This window comes from Dietzia cinnamea NBRC 102147 (assembly GCF_001571065.1).
Classification (GTDB): Bacteria; Actinomycetota; Actinomycetes; order Mycobacteriales; family Mycobacteriaceae; genus Dietzia; species Dietzia cinnamea.
Map to the genome: position 1 here is coordinate 73,797 of NZ_BCSW01000002.1, position 16,255 is coordinate 90,051.

General features: G+C 71.5%; 15 protein-coding genes. 10 read left to right on the forward strand and 5 right to left on the reverse strand.

Features of this window, described 5'->3' with window-relative positions; all coding sequences use genetic code 11:
- Positions 1-14 precede the first annotated feature (14 nt).
- From DCI01S_RS01460 to DCI01S_RS01485, 6 genes are all read left to right on the forward strand, one after another.
- Positions 15-884, forward strand: coding sequence for an iron ABC transporter ATP-binding protein (locus DCI01S_RS01460; RefSeq protein WP_007632524.1), 870 nt, complete (start codon positions 15-17; stop codon positions 882-884).
- 109 nt (positions 885-993) lie between these two features.
- A complete protein-coding gene (locus DCI01S_RS01465) occupies positions 994-2,238 on the forward strand; it encodes a glucose-1-phosphate adenylyltransferase family protein (protein WP_007632526.1) in 1,245 nt (414 codons plus the stop codon).
- An 80-nt stretch (positions 2,239-2,318) separates the two neighbouring features.
- The gene (locus DCI01S_RS01470) at positions 2,319-3,305 is read left to right on the forward strand and encodes an LLM class F420-dependent oxidoreductase (protein WP_007632528.1); all 987 of its coding nucleotides are present in this window, start codon (positions 2,319-2,321) and stop codon (positions 3,303-3,305) included.
- Between the two features lie 63 nt (positions 3,306-3,368).
- The gene (locus DCI01S_RS01475) at positions 3,369-4,661 is read left to right on the forward strand and encodes an acetyl-CoA hydrolase/transferase family protein (protein WP_007632529.1); all 1,293 of its coding nucleotides are present in this window, start codon (positions 3,369-3,371) and stop codon (positions 4,659-4,661) included.
- Between the two features lie 34 nt (positions 4,662-4,695).
- Positions 4,696-4,944 (forward strand): DUF4126 family protein, encoded by a 249-nt coding sequence (locus DCI01S_RS01480; RefSeq protein ID WP_007632531.1) that lies wholly within the window; start codon positions 4,696-4,698, stop codon positions 4,942-4,944.
- A 72-nt stretch (positions 4,945-5,016) separates the two neighbouring features.
- Positions 5,017-5,973: a hypothetical protein gene (locus DCI01S_RS01485; RefSeq protein ID WP_061227629.1), complete on the forward strand. Its 957-nt coding sequence runs from the start codon at positions 5,017-5,019 to the stop codon at positions 5,971-5,973.
- Positions 5,974-6,046: 73 nt separating this feature from the next.
- On the opposite strand, the gene aqpZ is transcribed toward DCI01S_RS01485, so the two are convergent.
- The 3 genes from aqpZ to DCI01S_RS01500 all read right to left on the reverse strand — a co-directional run bounded on the left by aqpZ (position 6,047) and on the right by DCI01S_RS01500 (position 8,363).
- Entirely contained in the window at positions 6,047-6,823 is a 777-nt protein-coding gene (gene aqpZ / locus DCI01S_RS01490; RefSeq protein WP_061227630.1) for an aquaporin Z, read from the reverse strand.
- A 119-nt stretch (positions 6,824-6,942) separates the two neighbouring features.
- Positions 6,943-7,686 carry an SIR2 family NAD-dependent protein deacylase gene (locus tag DCI01S_RS01495; protein WP_007632538.1) on the reverse strand — a complete coding sequence of 248 codons (744 nt, stop codon included), beginning with the start codon at positions 7,684-7,686 and terminating at the stop codon, positions 6,943-6,945.
- The gene (locus DCI01S_RS01500) at positions 7,683-8,363 is read right to left on the reverse strand and encodes an Rv1157c family protein (RefSeq protein WP_007632545.1); all 681 of its coding nucleotides are present in this window, start codon (positions 8,361-8,363) and stop codon (positions 7,683-7,685) included. The genes DCI01S_RS01495 and DCI01S_RS01500 overlap by 4 nt, the downstream gene beginning before the upstream one ends.
- Before the next feature lie 359 nt (positions 8,364-8,722).
- On the opposite strand from DCI01S_RS01500, the gene typA reads away from it, so the two are divergent.
- Genes typA through DCI01S_RS01520 form a run of 4 tightly spaced genes read left to right on the forward strand, consistent with a single transcriptional unit; the run spans position 8,723 to position 13,902 of the window.
- Complete coding sequence (gene typA / locus DCI01S_RS01505) at positions 8,723-10,645, forward strand: translational GTPase TypA (protein ID WP_061227631.1); 1,923 nt, start codon at positions 8,723-8,725, stop codon at positions 10,643-10,645.
- 13 nt (positions 10,646-10,658) lie between these two features.
- A complete protein-coding gene (locus tag DCI01S_RS01510) occupies positions 10,659-12,566 on the forward strand; it encodes an ABC transporter substrate-binding protein (protein WP_232303015.1) in 1,908 nt (635 codons plus the stop codon).
- Positions 12,563-13,459: an N-acetyl-1-D-myo-inositol-2-amino-2-deoxy-alpha-D-glucopyranoside deacetylase gene (gene mshB / locus DCI01S_RS01515; RefSeq protein ID WP_061227633.1), complete on the forward strand. Its 897-nt coding sequence runs from the start codon at positions 12,563-12,565 to the stop codon at positions 13,457-13,459. Before DCI01S_RS01510 ends, mshB begins: the two co-directional genes overlap by 4 nt.
- The gene (locus tag DCI01S_RS01520; protein WP_232303014.1) at positions 13,456-13,902 is read left to right on the forward strand and encodes a hypothetical protein; all 447 of its coding nucleotides are present in this window, start codon (positions 13,456-13,458) and stop codon (positions 13,900-13,902) included. Before mshB ends, DCI01S_RS01520 begins: the two co-directional genes overlap by 4 nt.
- On the opposite strand, the gene DCI01S_RS01525 is transcribed toward DCI01S_RS01520, so the two are convergent.
- Both DCI01S_RS01525 and DCI01S_RS01530 read right to left on the reverse strand, forming a co-directional pair.
- Entirely contained in the window at positions 13,873-15,552 is a 1,680-nt protein-coding gene (locus DCI01S_RS01525; RefSeq protein WP_061227634.1) for a PH domain-containing protein, read from the reverse strand. The two genes, DCI01S_RS01520 and DCI01S_RS01525, sit on opposite strands and share 30 nt — an antisense overlap.
- A complete protein-coding gene (locus tag DCI01S_RS01530; RefSeq protein ID WP_043568524.1) occupies positions 15,549-16,202 on the reverse strand; it encodes a PH domain-containing protein in 654 nt (217 codons plus the stop codon). The genes DCI01S_RS01525 and DCI01S_RS01530 overlap by 4 nt, the downstream gene beginning before the upstream one ends.
- Positions 16,203-16,255: the final 53 nt, after the last annotated feature.

The following is a 16,255-nucleotide window of genomic DNA, read 5'->3' on the forward strand; positions in this document are numbered from 1 at the left end:
AAGCGAGGCACGACATGTCCCTTCTCCCGTTCCGACGCCGCGGCGACCGATCCGGTGACGCCCGGTGGGCGGCCGGGTGCGGCATCGAGGCGCGGTCGGTGTGCTCCTCCTACGGTGACACCCCGGTTCTCCACGACGTCACGGCGTGTTTCGCGCAGGGCGGCGTCACGTCGCTCATCGGTCCCAACGGTGCGGGCAAGTCGACTCTTCTCGGTGTCATGAGCCGCCTCCAGCCAGCGGATTCCGGAACAGTGCTCGTCGACGGGGTCGACGTGTCTGTCAACGGGGGACGTGAGTTGGCTCGCCGCCTCGCCGTGCTCCGTCAGGAGAACGCCGTCTCCATCCGGCTCACGGTGCGTGAACTCGTGGGGTTCGGACGATTCCCCCACAACGGCGGCCGCCCCGGTCCGGACGACGCCGAACACATCGACTACGCACTGGGGGCGATGGAACTCGAGGACCTCGCCGACAGGTATCTCGACGAACTGTCGGGCGGCCAGCGTCAGCGCGCCCACATCGCGATGGTGCTGGCGCAGGACACGGACTACGTCCTGCTGGACGAGCCGCTCAACAACCTCGATCTCCGGCACGCCACCGCGATCATGCGACTGCTGCGTCGCACCGCGGCGGAGCGGGCGAAGACCATCGTGCTCGTCATCCACGACATCAACATCGCCGCCGCGTACTCCGACCGGATCATCGCCATGAAGGACGGCCGGATCGTCTCCCACGGTACCCCGGCCGAGATCATGCGGACAGACGTCCTCAAGGCGGTCTACGACATGGAGATGCAGGTCGCCGAGGTCGCCGGACGTCATGTGGCTCTGTACTTCGACGGAGAAGAAGCCCCGGACGCGCGCGGCGTGGCGATGTCGACGGCCTGAGCCCGGCACGGGTCTCCCGGCGACCAGTAGGTGCGTCAGACCGCCCCGGCTACAGTGTCGTTCTCAGAGGTGGCGGGGATCCCGCCCCCGCCCGGAAAGGAGTCCCCGCATGGCGCCGCTGTCCGTGGTCACGATCGTCCTCGCTGGTGGCGCGGGATCCCGCCTCCGCGCTCTCACCCGGGACAGGGCCAAGCCGGCCGTGCCCTACGGGGGCGGATACCAGCTCATCGACTTCCCGTTGAGCAACGCGGCCAACTCGGGCCTGAGAGATGTCTGGGTGGTCCAACAGTTCCACCCGGTGTCACTGGGTTCTCACCTGCGCAGCGGCCGTCCGTGGGATCTCGATCGTCTGGAGGGGGGACTGCTCGTGCTGCACCCGTCGCAGGGCACCGGCCGCGACGGGTTCCACTCGGGGACGGCCGACGCTCTGTGGAAGCAGGTCGGACCGCTGCGCGAAGCGGCTCCCGAGGTGACCGTCGTGGTCAGCGCCGACGCGGTGTACCGCCTCGACTACGACCGTCTGGTCCGCGACCACCTGGAGTCCTCCGCGGAGGTCACCATGGTCACCACCCGGGTCGATCCCGGGGACGCCGGGCGCTACGGGGTGGTTCGCGTGGCCGACGACGGCACGATCACCGACTACGCGTACAAGCCCGACGACCCGGCCACCGACCTCATCTGCGCGGAGATCTTCGCCTTCGACACCGCCGCCCTGATCCGCTACCTCGAGAAGGCGCACGCGGACGCCGCCGCCGACGGCGATGACGGGGACGGCGCCGACATGGGCGACATCGGCGACAACGTCCTTCCGGCGATGGTCGGGGCCGGGCGGGCCCGGGAGTGGCGCCACGACGAGTACTGGCGCGACGTGGGCACCGTCGAGTCGTACTGGGCGGGGCACATGGATCTGCTCGGCGAGCCTCCCGCGTACGAGCTCGACGTCCCGGGCTGGACGTTGCGGACCGCCTCGACGTTCAGCGGACCGGCCAGGACGGGCCCGGACGCCCGGCTGACGACGTCGCTGGTGGGTCACGGCGCGGTCGTGTGCGGCGTCGTGGAGCATTCGGTCATCGGTTCCGGAGTCGTCGTCGAGGAGGGCGCCCGGGTCCGCGACAGTGTGATCCTGCCCGGCGCCGTGGTGCGTTCCGGGGCGCGGGTGGAGACCGCCGTCGTCGACGCCGGGGTCGAGGTGCCGGCCGATGCGCGCATCGGGGAGCCGCAGCCGGGTGCCGACGAGTCCACTGTCCGGGTGGCGCTGCTGGGCGCCGCGCGGGACGGGGCGCGGCCGCCCGGCTTCACCCTGGAGGCGGGGAGGCTGGATCCCCCCGACGACGACGAGGACTCCAGCGTCTGACATGGGCCGGGCGCCGGGGGGATCGGGCCCGGCCGGTTCGATCCCGCCGGGAACCGCCGGTGCGACGCTACGCTCGTGCCATGCGATTCGGTCTCTTCCTGCCCCAGGGCTGGCGCCTCGATCTGGTAGACGTGCCGGCCGACCGCCACTGGCCCGTGATCTCCGATCTCGCCGCCCGAGCCGACGCCGGCCCGTGGGAGTCGGTCTGGGTCTACGACCATATGCACACCTCGCCCCTGACGTCGTCCGAGGCGACCCATGAGGCGTGGAGCCTGATGTCGGCGCTCGGTGCGGTGACCTCGCGGGTGCGGCTCGGCCAGATGTGCACGTGTCTCGGGTATCGCAACCCGGCCCTGCTCGCGAAGATCGCCGCGACGGTCGACCACATCTCCGGTGGCCGGGTCGAGATGGGGATCGGCGCGGGGTGGTACGAGCACGAGTGGCGCGCGTACGGCTACGGCTTCCCGTCCGCCGGTGAACGACTGGGAATGCTCGACGAGGGCGTGCGCATCATGCGCGAGGCGTGGGCGCAGGGCGTCGTCTCCCTGGAGGGCGAGCACTACCGGGTGGACGGGGCGATCGTGCAGCCGCAGCCGCTGCAGCCGGGCGGCATCCCCGTCTGGGTCGCGGGCGGGGGAGAGCGCAAGACCCTGCGGATCGCCGCCCGGTACGCCGACTACACGAACTTCGACGGCACCCCGGACGGCTTCGCCCACAAGGCGGAGGTCCTGCGAGGCCACTGCGCGGATCTGGGCCGCGACCCGGCGGAGATCACCATGACGGCCAACTACAACGTGGCCATCGGCGAGACGGAGAAGGAGGTCGCCGACCGGCTGGCCTCACTCCGCGACCGCATGGCTCGTCACGTGGGCGCGGACGAGGCGGATCGCCAGCTGGGGGCGTACCGGGGCCTGCCCGGCGTCGGGACGCCGGGGCAGATCGTCGACAAGCTCACCGCGCTGCGGGACCTGGGTATGGACTACGGCATCTTCTACTTCCCGGAGATCGCGACAGACACCTCGGGTCTCGAGCTGTTCGAGCGAGAGGTCGTCCCGGCGTTGAGCTGAGACCCGGTGGTGCCGGGGCCCCGGCGTCGCGCTGACCCCGACCACCGAGAGCAGGTGCCCGCGATGAGGACGGTCGAGTACGAGGAGCTGCCCGCGGAGGCGGTCCTCGACCACGTGACGCCGGGGATGCACGTCATCTCGCCGATACAGAACGCCGCGCCCCCGGCGCTCCTGCGGGCCCTGGACGCCGGGGCGGACGGATTGACGGACGTCACGGTGCACCACATGGACCCGTGGGAGTCGCTGCCCTTCATGGAGGGGGCGTATCCCGGTCGGCTGCGCCACGTCGACTACTTCCTGGGGCCCGGTTCGCGGAAGAACTTCCACGAGGGCCACTGCGACCTCATTCCTGTGGACTTCGCCAAGATCCCGGCCACTCTGCGCGAGTTCAGTCCCCCCGGTCTGGCGATCACCACCGTGTCGGAGATCGACGAACACGGCTTCTTCTCGATGGGCACCAACGCCGACTACGTGGCCTCGTTCATCGGGCAGGTGCCGTTTTTCGTCGAGGTCAACGCCAACATGCCGCGGACCTTCGGCCGCAACCACATCCACATCTCGCAGGTCGTGGGGGTGACCCGCAATGACGTACCGCTGATCACCACCGAGCCATCGGTGCCCGGCGAGATCGAGAACGCGATCGCCGACCGGATCGCCGAGCGCGTCCCCGACGGCGCGTGCCTGCAGCTCGGCGTGGGGAAGTTGCCCAACGCGTTCCTCTCACGGCTGACCGGTCACAAGAACCTCGGCATCCACACCGAGGCGCTCTCCGATGGCGTCATGGACCTCGTCAACGCAGGCGTGATCGACGGTTCCAGGAAGACCGGCCGCCCCTACAAGCACGTCACGACCTTCGCTGTCGGCTCCCAGAAGCTGATGGACTGGCTGCACAACAACCCATCGGTGGCGATGCTGCCGGTGGACATCGTCAACGACCCGCGGGTAATCGGGCAGGAGCACAACCTCTACTCGGTCAACGCGACGAGCGAAGTCGATCTCTACGGGCAGGCCGCCTCCGAGACGATCGCCGGCCGGTACTGGTCGGGCGCGGGCGGGCAGGCGGATTTCGCCCGGGGCTGCACCTTCTCGCCGGGAGGGCACGGCTTCATCGTCACCCCCTCCCAGACCTCCAAGGGGATCAGCCGCATCACCCTCTCCCTCACGCCGGGCAGCCCGGTCACCACCCACAAGAACATCATCGAGAACGTGGTGACCGAGTACGGGATCGCGTCGCTGCGCGGCAAGTCCGTATCCCAGCGAGCCGCCGCGCTCATCGACGTCGCGCACCCGGACCACCGCGAGCGGTTGAGCCGCGAGGCCAGGGAGGCGGGCCTGCTGCCCCGTACCGTGCATTAGTCACCGAGAAGTCGCGGCGCGGAACAATGAGCCGATGAACGTCATCCTGACCGGGATGGGGCTGTCCGCCGCCGCCCGCACCGTCGCCAACACGGGGCCCGCAGGTGCCGCCGCGCCCGTCCCGTCCTCGGTCGAGGACGTGTCGGCGCTCGGTCTGAGTCTGGTGGCGATCTCCGCGCCGATCATGGTCCTGGTGGCACTGCTCGTGATCTTCTCCGCCATCGGGTACGCATGGTGGGCGTTGGCCCGGCTCCGGCGCCGGAGCCGGGGCGGCGGCACGTGAGTGATCCGGTGGCGCCGCGTTGTGACCGGAGTTACGGTCCGGACGTCAGTGACCCCAACTACGGAGGCACCCATGGATCCCGTCATCTGGATCATCATCGCGGTCATCGCGGTGATCCTGATCGTCGTGCTCGTCGCGGTAGCAGTCAAGAGCAGGAACAAAAAGAAGCTCGCCGAGGCGGCCGAGCTCCGGCGGGACGCACGCGAGCGGGAGGCGCAGCTGGAGCAGAAGCGCTCGGTCGTCGAGGAGCACGAGCATCGCGCGGGCGCGGCCGAGCAAGAGGCCAAGGCGAAGGCCGCCGAGGCCGATCGTCTGCGTGCCGAAGCGAACGACCACCGGTCCACCCTCGACGATCAGCGACGCGATGTTCGTTCGATGGAGAACCGGGCCGACCAGCTGGACCCCAAGAACCGAGCTGACGACGTGGTCGGTGGTAGCCGCCACGACGACCGCCACCGCGATGACGGACGGGGCCTCGGCGACCGTGGCCGCGACGACCGGGCCCTGGATGATCGTGGCGTCGACGACCGCGGTCGCGGCGGTGGCGCCGGTGGCGCAGTAGTCAGTCCGGGCGCCGCCGGGGTCGCGTCCAACCGTGCCGATGATCGCCACCAGGACGCCGGGTGGACGGACCGCCAGGTCGGCGGTGACGATCTCCGCCACGGTGATACACGTCAGGACTACGCACAGCAGGGCCGGGCCCAGCACGGCCCCGAGAAATCGGGAAGCACACAGCAGGACTATGCCCGGCAGGGCATGGACCGTGACACCCAGGCCCGCGGTGGTCTGGACCACGACCGCACCGATCTCGCCGGCCACGACGCGACGGCGGGCGGCGGTGTGCGTCGGGACGCCGGGGCGACCGGCGGTGGACGACACGCGATGGCCGACGATCGTGAAGGCCCGGGCCACGACGGCCGTGGCGCCGACCGGGCGGCCCACCCCGACCGCACGGGCCATCCGGACGAGAAACCCGGCATCGTGGACAAGCTCCTCGGCCGGAGCGACCGCGACGACCCGCGTCGCTAGGCGCAGGCGACCGATAAGCGAAAAGGCCCCGTGGGATTCGATCCCACGGGGCCGACGCTTGTGTGTGTGGGGGTCAGGCGTTGCTTCGCGCGGTGACCGCGGCCCCGACCTTCTCGCCGAAGAGCGGGCCGTAGAGCGCGCCGGCGATCAGGGCGCCGATGATCGGCGCCACCCAGAACAGCCAGAGCTGGCCGGGCGCTCCGTCACCGTGGAAGAACGCGACGGCGGTGGAGCGGGCCGGGTTCACCGAGGTGTTGGTGACGGGGATCGAGATGAGGTGGATCAGCGTCAGCGTGAGGCCGATCGCGGCGGGGGCGAACCCGGCGGGGGCGCGGTGGTCGGTGGCGCCGAGGATCACCCACACGAACACCGCGGTGAGCACGATCTCGATGACAAGTGCCGAGAGGAGGCCGTAGCCGTCGGGGGAGTTCGCCCCGTAGCCGTTCGCCGCCATGTTGCCGGCCGCGGACCAGCCGTCCTTCCCGCTGGCGACGAGGAAGATCACGGCGCCGGCGACGAGGCCGCCCACGACCTGGCTCACGATGTACAGCGGCGCCTTGGCCCACGGCAGGCGTCCAGCCGTGCAGGCACCGACCGTGACGGCCGGGTTGAAGTGCCCGCCGGAGATATGGCCGAGTGCGTAGGCGCCGGTGAGGACGGTGAGGCCGAAGGCCAGGGAGACGCCGAGGTAGCCGATGCCCACCTGGAAGCTGGTGTCATCGACCGAGGCGATCTGCTTGGCGGCGAACACCGCGCTGCCGCAGCCTCCCAGGACGAGCCAGAAGGTGCCGAGGACCTCGGCGGCGACGACGGACGTCGTGGACGGCGTTCTCGTGGATGAGTCGGACACTTCAGGTGACCTCCGATCAGAGCACTCCCGGGTCGGAAGAGCGACGGCACGGGAACACGACCCCGCGTCCGGGAATGCTAGTCCGGCCGACGGGGCCTGTCCACGCCATCTCCAGCGGGTCAGGAGAGGATCTCGGGCACGGCTTCGCCGGCGGTGGCCCGGACGTGGACGGTCACCGCGGGCGCCAGGCCTGAGGGGCCGGGATTGACCTCCACGACGGGTATGCCGGCCTCGGCGGCGAGGTCGGGGAGCGAGGCCGCAGGGTGGACCAGCCCGGAGGTGCCGACGACGAGGACCGCGGCAGCCCTGTCGATCGCGGCTACCGACTCCTCCCAGGGGCCCGGGGGGAGCATCTCCCCGAACCACACGATCCCAGGTCTGGCCCGGCCGCCGCAGGCGATGCAGTGCGGGGGTGCGAGACGGCCGACGGCCGCCACGGGTGGCGGGCCCACGTCCATCGGCGTTCCGCAGGTGTCGCACCGGTGCGAGAAGAGGCTGCCGTGCACGTGGTGCACGACCGGGGAGCCTGCGCGTTCGTGCAGGTCGTCGACGTTCTGAGTGACGACGATGACGTCGCGGCGCTCCGCGGCGCGGGCCACCGCGAGATGGCCGGCGTTCGGCTGGGCGTGGGAGATCAGGTTCTCCCGCCAGCGGTACCAGGCCCACACCGTGTCGCGGTCGCGCGCCCACGCCTCCGAGGTGGCCAGCGCGGCGGGGTCGTAGCGTTCCCACAGTCCGGTCTGCGCGTCACGGAACGTGGGCACATCGCTCTCGGCGCTCATCCCGGCGCCGGAGAGGACGACGAGAGACCCGTCACCGGCGAGGGCGAATCGGGCCTCCCTGAGGTCGTGCGCAGTGATCACCTGACGTGCGCGGTCCCCACAGTGGGGAAGGCGACGCAGTTGGAGGTCCCGCCGTTCTCGAGGTTTGTGGTGACCCCGCCCTGCAGGAGCATGAGCACCTGCCCGGGGCCGGTGTCTGCGACCCCGTTGATGGTGGCCGGGCCGCCCTCGTTGAGGCCGTTGTATCCCAGGACGGTCGTGCCGCGACGGCCGTTGTTGATGTTGAACCAGTCGACGGTCATGGGCTGGGCCTGCTGGGCGGCGACCCCTTCGGTGCCCAGCGCGGTGAAGATGAAACCGAGATGACCGGGCGCTATGCCGGGCAGCGGGAGGTCGGCGGGGCCGGGCACCGCGGTCGCGGCGCCCACGGCGGTCTGCTCCCCGCCGATGCAATGCTGCATGATGGTCGGGTAGGCGAACTGCGCGAGGACCGGCCCGTTTTCCGGCAGCGGCGTGCCGGGTTCGCCGGTGCCGCGGAAGAAACCGACGAGACGGGCGATGGTGCCGCGGGTCTCCTCGGGGATCCACTGCTGCGCGGCGAGGTCCTCGATCGCCTGGAGGACGGGCTCGGTCGGGCGCCCGAGCTCGTCGAGCGACTGGGCGCCGGCGGTGGCGGGGGCGGCTAGCCCCAGCACGACGGCGGCGGCGGCTCCGAGGCCGAGGGTCTGAAGCGAGGTCCTGAGCGAGTGGCGGGTCACTGGCGAGTCCATTCTTCGGCAGGGGCGGGCGGACCGGTCGGCGGCCGACCGGGCGACCGCTCGATGTTCTCACAGTGCCCCCGTATCGGGGACACGCGGAGCCGGATTGGCGAGCTTGCTGGGTCTGATGTTACAGATGTTGTGCGTGATGTAAATAACATCGCGCGCGCACGGACGGCACCGGCGGAGGTCGGGATAGCGGCGCCGCGCCGATCAACGGGTAAAGTGGTCACGCAACGCGCGCTCGACCGGACGCGCTTGTGGATCACGCGGGAGACCCCGCCGATTCCCGCGCCACGCGCCCCGGCGGCGACCCCAGCCGCCTCGGCGCCGAAAGCCTCCGAGGGAGAACCCAGCGTATGGCCCAGACCGAGTTCCGTAACGTCGCGATCGTCGCGCACGTCGACCACGGCAAGACGACCCTCGTCGACGCGATGCTGCGCCAGTCGGGCGCATTCGACGAACGCGCCGAGCTCGTGGACCGCGTGATGGACTCGGGGGACCTGGAGCGCGAGAAGGGCATCACGATCCTCGCGAAGAACACCGCAGTCCGCCGCCCGGGCGCGGGTTCCGGCGGTGCCGATCTCGTCCTCAACATCATCGACACCCCCGGCCACGCCGACTTCGGCGGTGAGGTCGAGCGCGGCCTGTCGATGGTCGACGGCGTCGTGCTGCTCATCGACTCGTCCGAGGGTCCGCTGCCCCAGACCCGTTTCGTCCTGCGTAAGGCGCTCGCCGCGTCGCTGCCGGTGATCATCGTGGTCAACAAGACCGACCGCCCGGACGCCCGCATCGACGAGGTGGTGGAGGAGGCCCAGGACCTCCTGCTGGACCTCGCCTCGGACCTCGAGGACCCCGATGCCCAGGCCGCCGCCGAGCGCGCCCTCGAACTCCCCGTCGTGTTCGCCTCCGGTCGCGCCGGCAAGGCCTCCACGACCCAGCCGGCCAACGGCCAGGAGCCGGACGCCGAGAACCTCGACGATTTCTTCTCGCTCCTCTACGACGTCATCCCCGCCCCCCGTGGCGACGCCGACGCCCCGCTGCAGGCGCACGTGACGAACCTCGACGCGTCCAACTTCCTCGGCCGCATCGGCCTGGTCCGCATCCACAACGGCCGCCTCCGCAAAGGGCAGCAGGTCGCGTGGATCCACCATCTGCCGAACGACGAGACGGAGACCAAGTCGGTCCGGATCTCCGAGCTCCTCGCGACCGAGGGCGTCGAGCGCGTCCCCACCGAGGAAGCCGTGGCCGGCGACATCGTCGCGGTGGCCGGTATCAGCGACATCATGATCGGCGACACCCTCGCGGACCCGGAGAACCCGGTCGCGCTGCCCGCCATCACCGTGGACGAGCCCGCGATCTCCATGACCATCGGCGTCAACACGTCCCCGCTCGCCGGACGCAACGGCGGCACCAAGCTCACCGCACGGATGGTCAAGGCGCGCCTCGACCAGGAGCTCGTGGGCAACGTCTCCCTCAAGGTGCTCGACACCGAGCGTCCCGACGACTGGGAGGTGCAGGGCCGCGGTGAGATGGCGCTGTCCATCCTGGTCGAGACGATGCGCCGGGAGGGCTTCGAGCTCACCGTGGGTAAGCCCCAGGTGGTCACCAAGCGCATCGACGGCAAGGTCCACGAGCCGATGGAGCACATGACCATCGACGTGCCCGAGGAGTACCTCGGCGCGGTCACCCAGCTCATGGCCGCACGCAAGGGTCGCATGGAGCAGATGAGCAACCACGGCACCGGGTGGGTCCGGATGGAGTTCCTCGTCCCGGCCCGCGGCCTGATCGGCTTCCGCACGACCTTCATGACCGAGACGCGCGGCTCCGGCATCGCCAACTCCGTGTCCGCCGGCTACGAGCCGTGGGTCGGGGAGATCCGTTCGCGGCACACCGGCTCCCTCGTGGCCGACCGCGCGGGCAAGGCCACCGCGTTCGCGCTGCTCGGCCTGGCCGATCGCGGCGACTTCTTCATCGAGCCCGGCTCCGAGGTGTACGAGGGCGTCGTCGTGGGGGAGAACCCGCGCTCCGAGGACATGGACGTCAACATCACCAAGGAGAAGAAGCTCACCAACATGCGCTCGGCCACCTCCGACGCCACCGAGACGCTGCAGAAGCACCGCAACCTCTCGCTCGAGGAGGCCATGGAGTTCTGCGCCGGCGACGAGTGCGTCGAGGTCGGCCCCGACGCGATCCGCGTGCGCAAGGTCGCGCTCACCGCGACCGAGCGCGCCAAGGCCCGCAGCAAGGCCAAGTCCCGCGAGCAGCAGTCCGTCAGCTGACGCAGGTGAGGCCGTGAGGACGACGGGGGTGTACGCGCGCCGGCGGGCATCCGCCGTACTGGGCGCCGCGCTCGCCCTCGTCGTCGCCTCCGGCTGCGTCGCCGACCCCCCACCCCCAACGGTCGTGGGCGACGACCGCACCGACGGCACGGCCGTCAGTCTCACGGACGGCGGCATCCTCCTCGCGCTCGACCGTGTCGAGGCGGGGTTCAACCCACACCTCCTCGCCGACCAGGGTGCGGACACCGACCTCGTCGCCTCGCTGCTGCTCCCCAGCGCGTTCGTCCCCGGCGTCGACGGCGAGCCCGTCCTCAACCGCGACCTGCTGCTGTCCGCGGCACCGCTGCCGGACGCCCCAGAGACCATCCGCTACACCATCGATCAGCAGGCCCAGTGGTCCGACGGCGTCCCGGTGGCGGCCGAGGACTTCGAGTACCTGTGGCGGCAGATGACCGGTCAGCCCGGCGTAGTCGACCCCGCCGGTTACGAGCAGATCGTCGACGTGCGCTCCGGCGCCGGCGGCAAGGTCGTCGACGTCGTCTTCGAGTCCGTACCCGCGCACTGGCGGTCACTCTTCCAGCACATGCTGCCCGCGCACATCCTCAAGGGTGCCCCCGACGGTTTCCAGGGCTCGATGGAGGCGCTGCCGGTGATGAGCGCGGGGCCGTTCATGATCCGTGCGGCCGACATCGGCCGTGGCGAGATCGAGTTCGTCCGCAACGACCGCTACTGGGCCGGGGCCCCGGAGATCGAGCAGATCGTCGTCCGCCGCGCCACCGGCCCCGGCCAGCTCGGGGCGGCCCTGCGTGACGGTCCGGGGTCGATGGCCCTGGTCTCCGCGACGCCGGTGGCCAGGGACGTCTCCGAGACCGTCCCCGGGGTGACGGGCACGCCGTTGGCCGGCACCGCCCAGCTGGAGCTGGCGTTCAACACCGTCGCCCCGACCGTGTCCGAGCCCGCGGTCCGTCGCGCCGTCGCCGCCGCTCTCGACCCGCAGGTGATCGGGCGGGTCGTCACGGGGGAGGCGCGGCCCGAGGTGACATCCCATCCTTTCCCGGCCGGGTCCGCCGTGACCACGACCGCCGATCCCGCGCTGACCGAACGCGCGCTGACGGGAGCCGGTTTCGCCCTGACCGGTCCGCGCTGGCAGCGCGACGAGGTCCCGCTCTCCCTCACGCTCGGCGTCGAGGCCACCGACGACCGCGCCGTGACCGCCGCGTACTCCGTCGCCGACCAGCTGCGCGGCGCCGGGATCGGCGCCCGGGTGTGGGAACTCGGGTCGACGGCTCTGTACGCCGACGCGTTGCCGCACGGTCTGGTCGACGCCGTCGTCGGCTGGCAGAGCACCGACGGGCAGCCGGAGCTCGCCGCCGTCTCCCGCTTCGCCTGCGCCCCGGCCGCTCCCCGACCGGGATCGGGGGCGTCCGCGTCCGCGTCCACGTCCGGCTCGGCCACGTCGGAGGAGGCGACCACGACACCGGCCCGGCCCCGCACGACCGTGCCGAGCCTGTCCCCGCCCGAGCCGGACACCGGCCGGAGCCGCCAGCGCCGCACCACCGACACGACCGTGAGCGCCGGCGCGACCAGTACCGCCCCGACCTCCCCGCCCCGGACGATCGGCCGGGACGCCACCGCCCGCGCCTCCGACGTCTCCGGGATCTGCGATCCCGTGCTCGACCGCGCGTTGGGCGTGTCCGGCGGGGACGCATCGGCACCGACGGCCACACCCGATCTGGTCGCCGCGGGAGAACGCGTCGCCGACCTGGCGCTGCGTGTGCCGCTCGTGCGCCCCACCCTGCTGCTGGCCACCGACGGGGTCGACGTGAGCGGGTCAGGCACCGATCCCGACGGCGGGGCACAGGCCACGCGTCCGGTCACCGACGTCTTCGACACCGCACGCACCTGGAGGAGGACCGGATGACCCCGACGCCCGCGACCCCGGCCGCGGACGGGCTGCGCGCCCTGTTCGTGCACGCTCATCCCGACGACGAGGCGATCACCACCGGTGGCACGATCGCCGCGCTGGTCGCGGCCGGCGCCGAGGTCCGCGTGATCACCTGCACCCTCGGCGAGGAGGGGGAGGTCCTCGGAGATGCGTTGTCCGGGCTCGTCGCCGACCGCGCCGACCAGCTGGGCGGGTACCGGATCGGAGAACTCGGGATCGCGCTGCGCGCCCTCGGCGTGGACCGGACCCGATTCCTCGGCGGGGCCGGCCGTTGGCGGGACTCGGGGATGTCCGGCACGCCGTCGGCCCACCATCCGCGCGCGTTCGTCCGGTCCGGTGACGAGGCCGTCGCCGAGATGGTGGCGGTCCTCGACGACGTCCGGCCCCACCTCGTCGTGACCTACGACCCCCGTGGCGGGTACGGACACCCGGACCACATCCGCGCCCACGAGGTGGTGCACGCCGCGATCGAGGAGTCCGCCCACCGGCCCGACCGGGTGGCGTGGACCGTCACCGCGCGCTCCGAGCTCGACCGCACGCACCCCGAGCCGCCCGCCCACCTCCGTCACGCCGAACCGGAGGAACTGCCCTCCGTGCCGGACTCGCGCCTCACCCACCGCGTCCCGCTGGACGACGCGGACTACGCCGCCAAGCTGGAGGCCCTCACCGGGCACGCCACCCAGCTCGAGCTCGTGCCCGGGCCCGAGGGGGAGCCGTGGTTCCTCGCCCTGACCAACGGCGTCCTGCAGCCCGTCCCGCAGGTGGAGTGGTACATCGCCCACGACCGGTCCGGCGACGACGGGCCCTACGTCACATGCCAGCCCGGCTCGGCCCGTCTGTTCGACGGCCTCCGCGGGGACGCGTCGTGACCGCCGCGGCCGGTGCGGCCGGTGCGGCCGCCGTGCCCACGGTTACCGACCCGGTCCGCCCGGCCCGGCCCGCCTCGGCGGTCGAGTTCGGGGTCGCCCTGGTGCTGCTGGCGATCGGCGCGGCGGCCAGCTGCGTGCTGGCCTCGGCATGGCTGACGATGTACCTGGGCCCCGTGCCGATGCCCGTCAGCGTGCTGGCGGCGGGCGCCTGGTCGCTGTTCCTGGTGCGCGTCGCCTCGACGTGGTCGGACCGGAGGATCGTCGCGGCGTTCCCCGCCCTGGTGTGGATCCTCACGCTCGTCGCACTCGAACTGGGCCCGGGCGGCGACATGCCGGTGCCCGTCGGCCTGCGCGGTCTGGCGCTGCTGGTCTTCGGCGGCCTCATCCCGCTGTGGGTGGCCACCCTGCGGGTCTCACCCGCGCCGGACCCCCAACGACGGTGACACGCGGCCGCCCGGGTCGGCGTCGTGGTGCCAGACGTCGGTGATGCCCGGCGTCAGCGCCTCGGCCAGCGCCCACGCCTCGTCGGCATCGATGTCCATCACGGAGTAGACGCCGTTGCCGGCCGGGGTCGCCGCCGCCACCGTCGCCACGCCCGCCGAACGCTGGAAGACCGACTGGGTGACGGTCCATCCGATGATCCCGTCGGCCTCGAGGATTGTCCGCTTGGCGGTCCACGACCCGTGCGAGGTGACGAGCATCCCCGGCAGGAGTGCGTGCCCGAGCATGCGGATGCGGTCCGCCGCGAGCAGCAGGAAGAGCACGAGCGCGGCCGGGATTCCCCACTCCACCCAGATGTCGGCGGACGGGCCGGAGTCGATCCGCACGAGCACGATCAATCCCGCGACGATCCAGAAGGGCAGCAGGCCGCGCGTGATGCGACGCCGCGCCGCCTTCCACGGGTGACGACGCAGCGGGACGGTCACCGGCGTCGAATCCCCGAGGATGCGGATCGCCACGCGGCGCACGTCCTTGATCGGTGCCTGCGGCAGCAGCGTGGACGCCGTGGCACCCTTCTTGGTGCCCGTCATGATCGGCTCGAGGCGGCCGCCCCCGAGCATCCGCAGGTACACCGGCAGGCGCATCTCCACGCCGCGCAGGCGGGCCTTGTCCAGCGCCTGGTGCTTACGGCGCAGGACACCGTTCTGCACGTAGAGCAGCTGGCCGTGGTCGGTGAGCGCGTACTTGCCGTAGCGGATCGCGTAGGTGATGACCGCCAGCACCCCGGCGACCGCCCAGATGGCGACGCCCTTGCCCACGAACGCCCACGGCTGCCCCAGCGAGTCCAGCCAGGCGATGGTGCCCTCGACCACCGCGAGGTCCATGATCCGGTCGTGCATGTCGCCCATCTGCCACGTGATGAGCCACAGGGAGAACAGGACGCCGAACCCGATGAAGGAGAACGGGGCGAACCGGGCCCACGTGACCTTCCACTGCGCGATGTCCTCGCCGTACTTCGACCCCCACTGGACCTCGTCCTCCTCGGAGAGGGAGGGATCCAGCGCCCGCCGGTGCTTGAGCAGCTCGTCGCGCAGCGGCTCCACGAGCGCCGTGTCGATCGCGTCGAGGCGGAACCGCTCGGCGTCCGACTTACCCGAGTCCGCGCGGCCCGTGCCCACCTCCACGATCGAGACCCTCAGGACCCGGTGGAACAGGTCGGACTCGGTGTCCACGCTGCGGATCCGCTGCCGGGCCACCGTGACGACCTGGCGGCTGAAGAAGCCCTTGCGCAGGATGATGTGCGTGCGGCCGACCTGGTAGCTGGTCGAGAGCCACCGCAGCACGCCACCGAGGATCACCATCGAGACGATGACGATCTCGAACCAGTAGTTGCTCCGGTTGGAACCCAGCCAGAGGGAGACGAGGAACAGCGGCAGGAGGCGGGTGAGCATCCCGAGCGGATAGACGAGCAGCATCCGCCACGACAGGCGCTCCCACGGCGCCTCCGGGTCGACCTTCTCCGCCGCCGCGGGTTCGTCGGCCGCCAGGACCTCCTCCGCCGGTCCCGCCTCCGGGGCGGTGGCGGTGTCGACGGGGGAGCGGCCCTCGTCGTCGTCGCCGTCAGGTCGTCCCCCCGCGCCGGGCGCGGTCACGTCCCGTCCCCCGCGTCCAGGTTGGCGATCGCGATGAGGTGCTGCGCCAACGCCTCGGCGTCCGCGAGGTTCAGGCCGCGGATCTGCACCGTCCCCTGCGCGGAGGCGGTGGTAGCGTTGACCGTCGCGAGGCCGAACCAGCGCTCGAACAGCGTCCGCGTGGTGTACACGCTCTGCAGTCGCGCCAACGGGGCGATGCGGAACTGGGTGGTCCACCACCCCTGGCGCGAGCACACCGCCGTGTCCGACACGTCCCACCGGGCGACCAGGTAGCGCCACCACGGCGCCACGACGATGCCCATGAACGCCAACGGCACCGTCACGCCCAGGGCGACCCAGTTCCAGAAGCCCATGACGTTGTCACCCCAGTAGAACCAGGCGACCTGCAGGCCCGCGAGGACGGCCCACGACCAGATCCCCTCGATCACGAACAGCAACGCGGTCCGCTTCTCGATACGGTGCCGCGGCGCGGTCACCAGCACCCGGTTGGAGGTGAGCAGGGCGTCACCGGCGTCCGGAACGACGTCGGGGGAGCCGCCGTCGTCGGCCGGACGGGGCTCGCGGAGAGCGTGGGCGCCCCCCTGGCCGGGCGCCGCGGAGGAGACCAGGGGGTCCCCGTTCGTGCGGAGGGGCACTGCGTGATCGGGCATGGCGACAACAGTAACGCCAGCCTGGCGCCGGTAAGCCCGTGACCACCGTTGGA

What these genes read in the sequence shown, in the direction of transcription:
- typA (WP_061227631.1), top strand. Translation starts at nt 8,723, where the DNA reads ATGGCCCAGACCGAGTTCCGTAACGTCGCGATCGTCGCGCACGTCGAC.
- DCI01S_RS01460 (WP_007632524.1), top strand. Translation starts at nt 15, where the DNA reads ATGTCCCTTCTCCCGTTCCGACGCCGCGGCGACCGATCCGGTGACGCC.
- DCI01S_RS01530 (WP_043568524.1), bottom strand. Translation starts at nt 16,202, where the DNA reads ATGCCCGATCACGCAGTGCCCCTCCGCACGAACGGGGACCCCCTGGTC.
- DCI01S_RS01485 (WP_061227629.1), top strand. Translation starts at nt 5,017, where the DNA reads ATGGATCCCGTCATCTGGATCATCATCGCGGTCATCGCGGTGATCCTG.
- DCI01S_RS01475 (WP_007632529.1), top strand. Translation starts at nt 3,369, where the DNA reads ATGAGGACGGTCGAGTACGAGGAGCTGCCCGCGGAGGCGGTCCTCGAC.
- DCI01S_RS01480 (WP_007632531.1), top strand. Translation starts at nt 4,696, where the DNA reads ATGAACGTCATCCTGACCGGGATGGGGCTGTCCGCCGCCGCCCGCACC.
- DCI01S_RS01465 (WP_007632526.1), top strand. Translation starts at nt 994, where the DNA reads ATGGCGCCGCTGTCCGTGGTCACGATCGTCCTCGCTGGTGGCGCGGGA.
- mshB (WP_061227633.1), top strand. Translation starts at nt 12,563, where the DNA reads ATGACCCCGACGCCCGCGACCCCGGCCGCGGACGGGCTGCGCGCCCTG.
- DCI01S_RS01470 (WP_007632528.1), top strand. Translation starts at nt 2,319, where the DNA reads ATGCGATTCGGTCTCTTCCTGCCCCAGGGCTGGCGCCTCGATCTGGTA.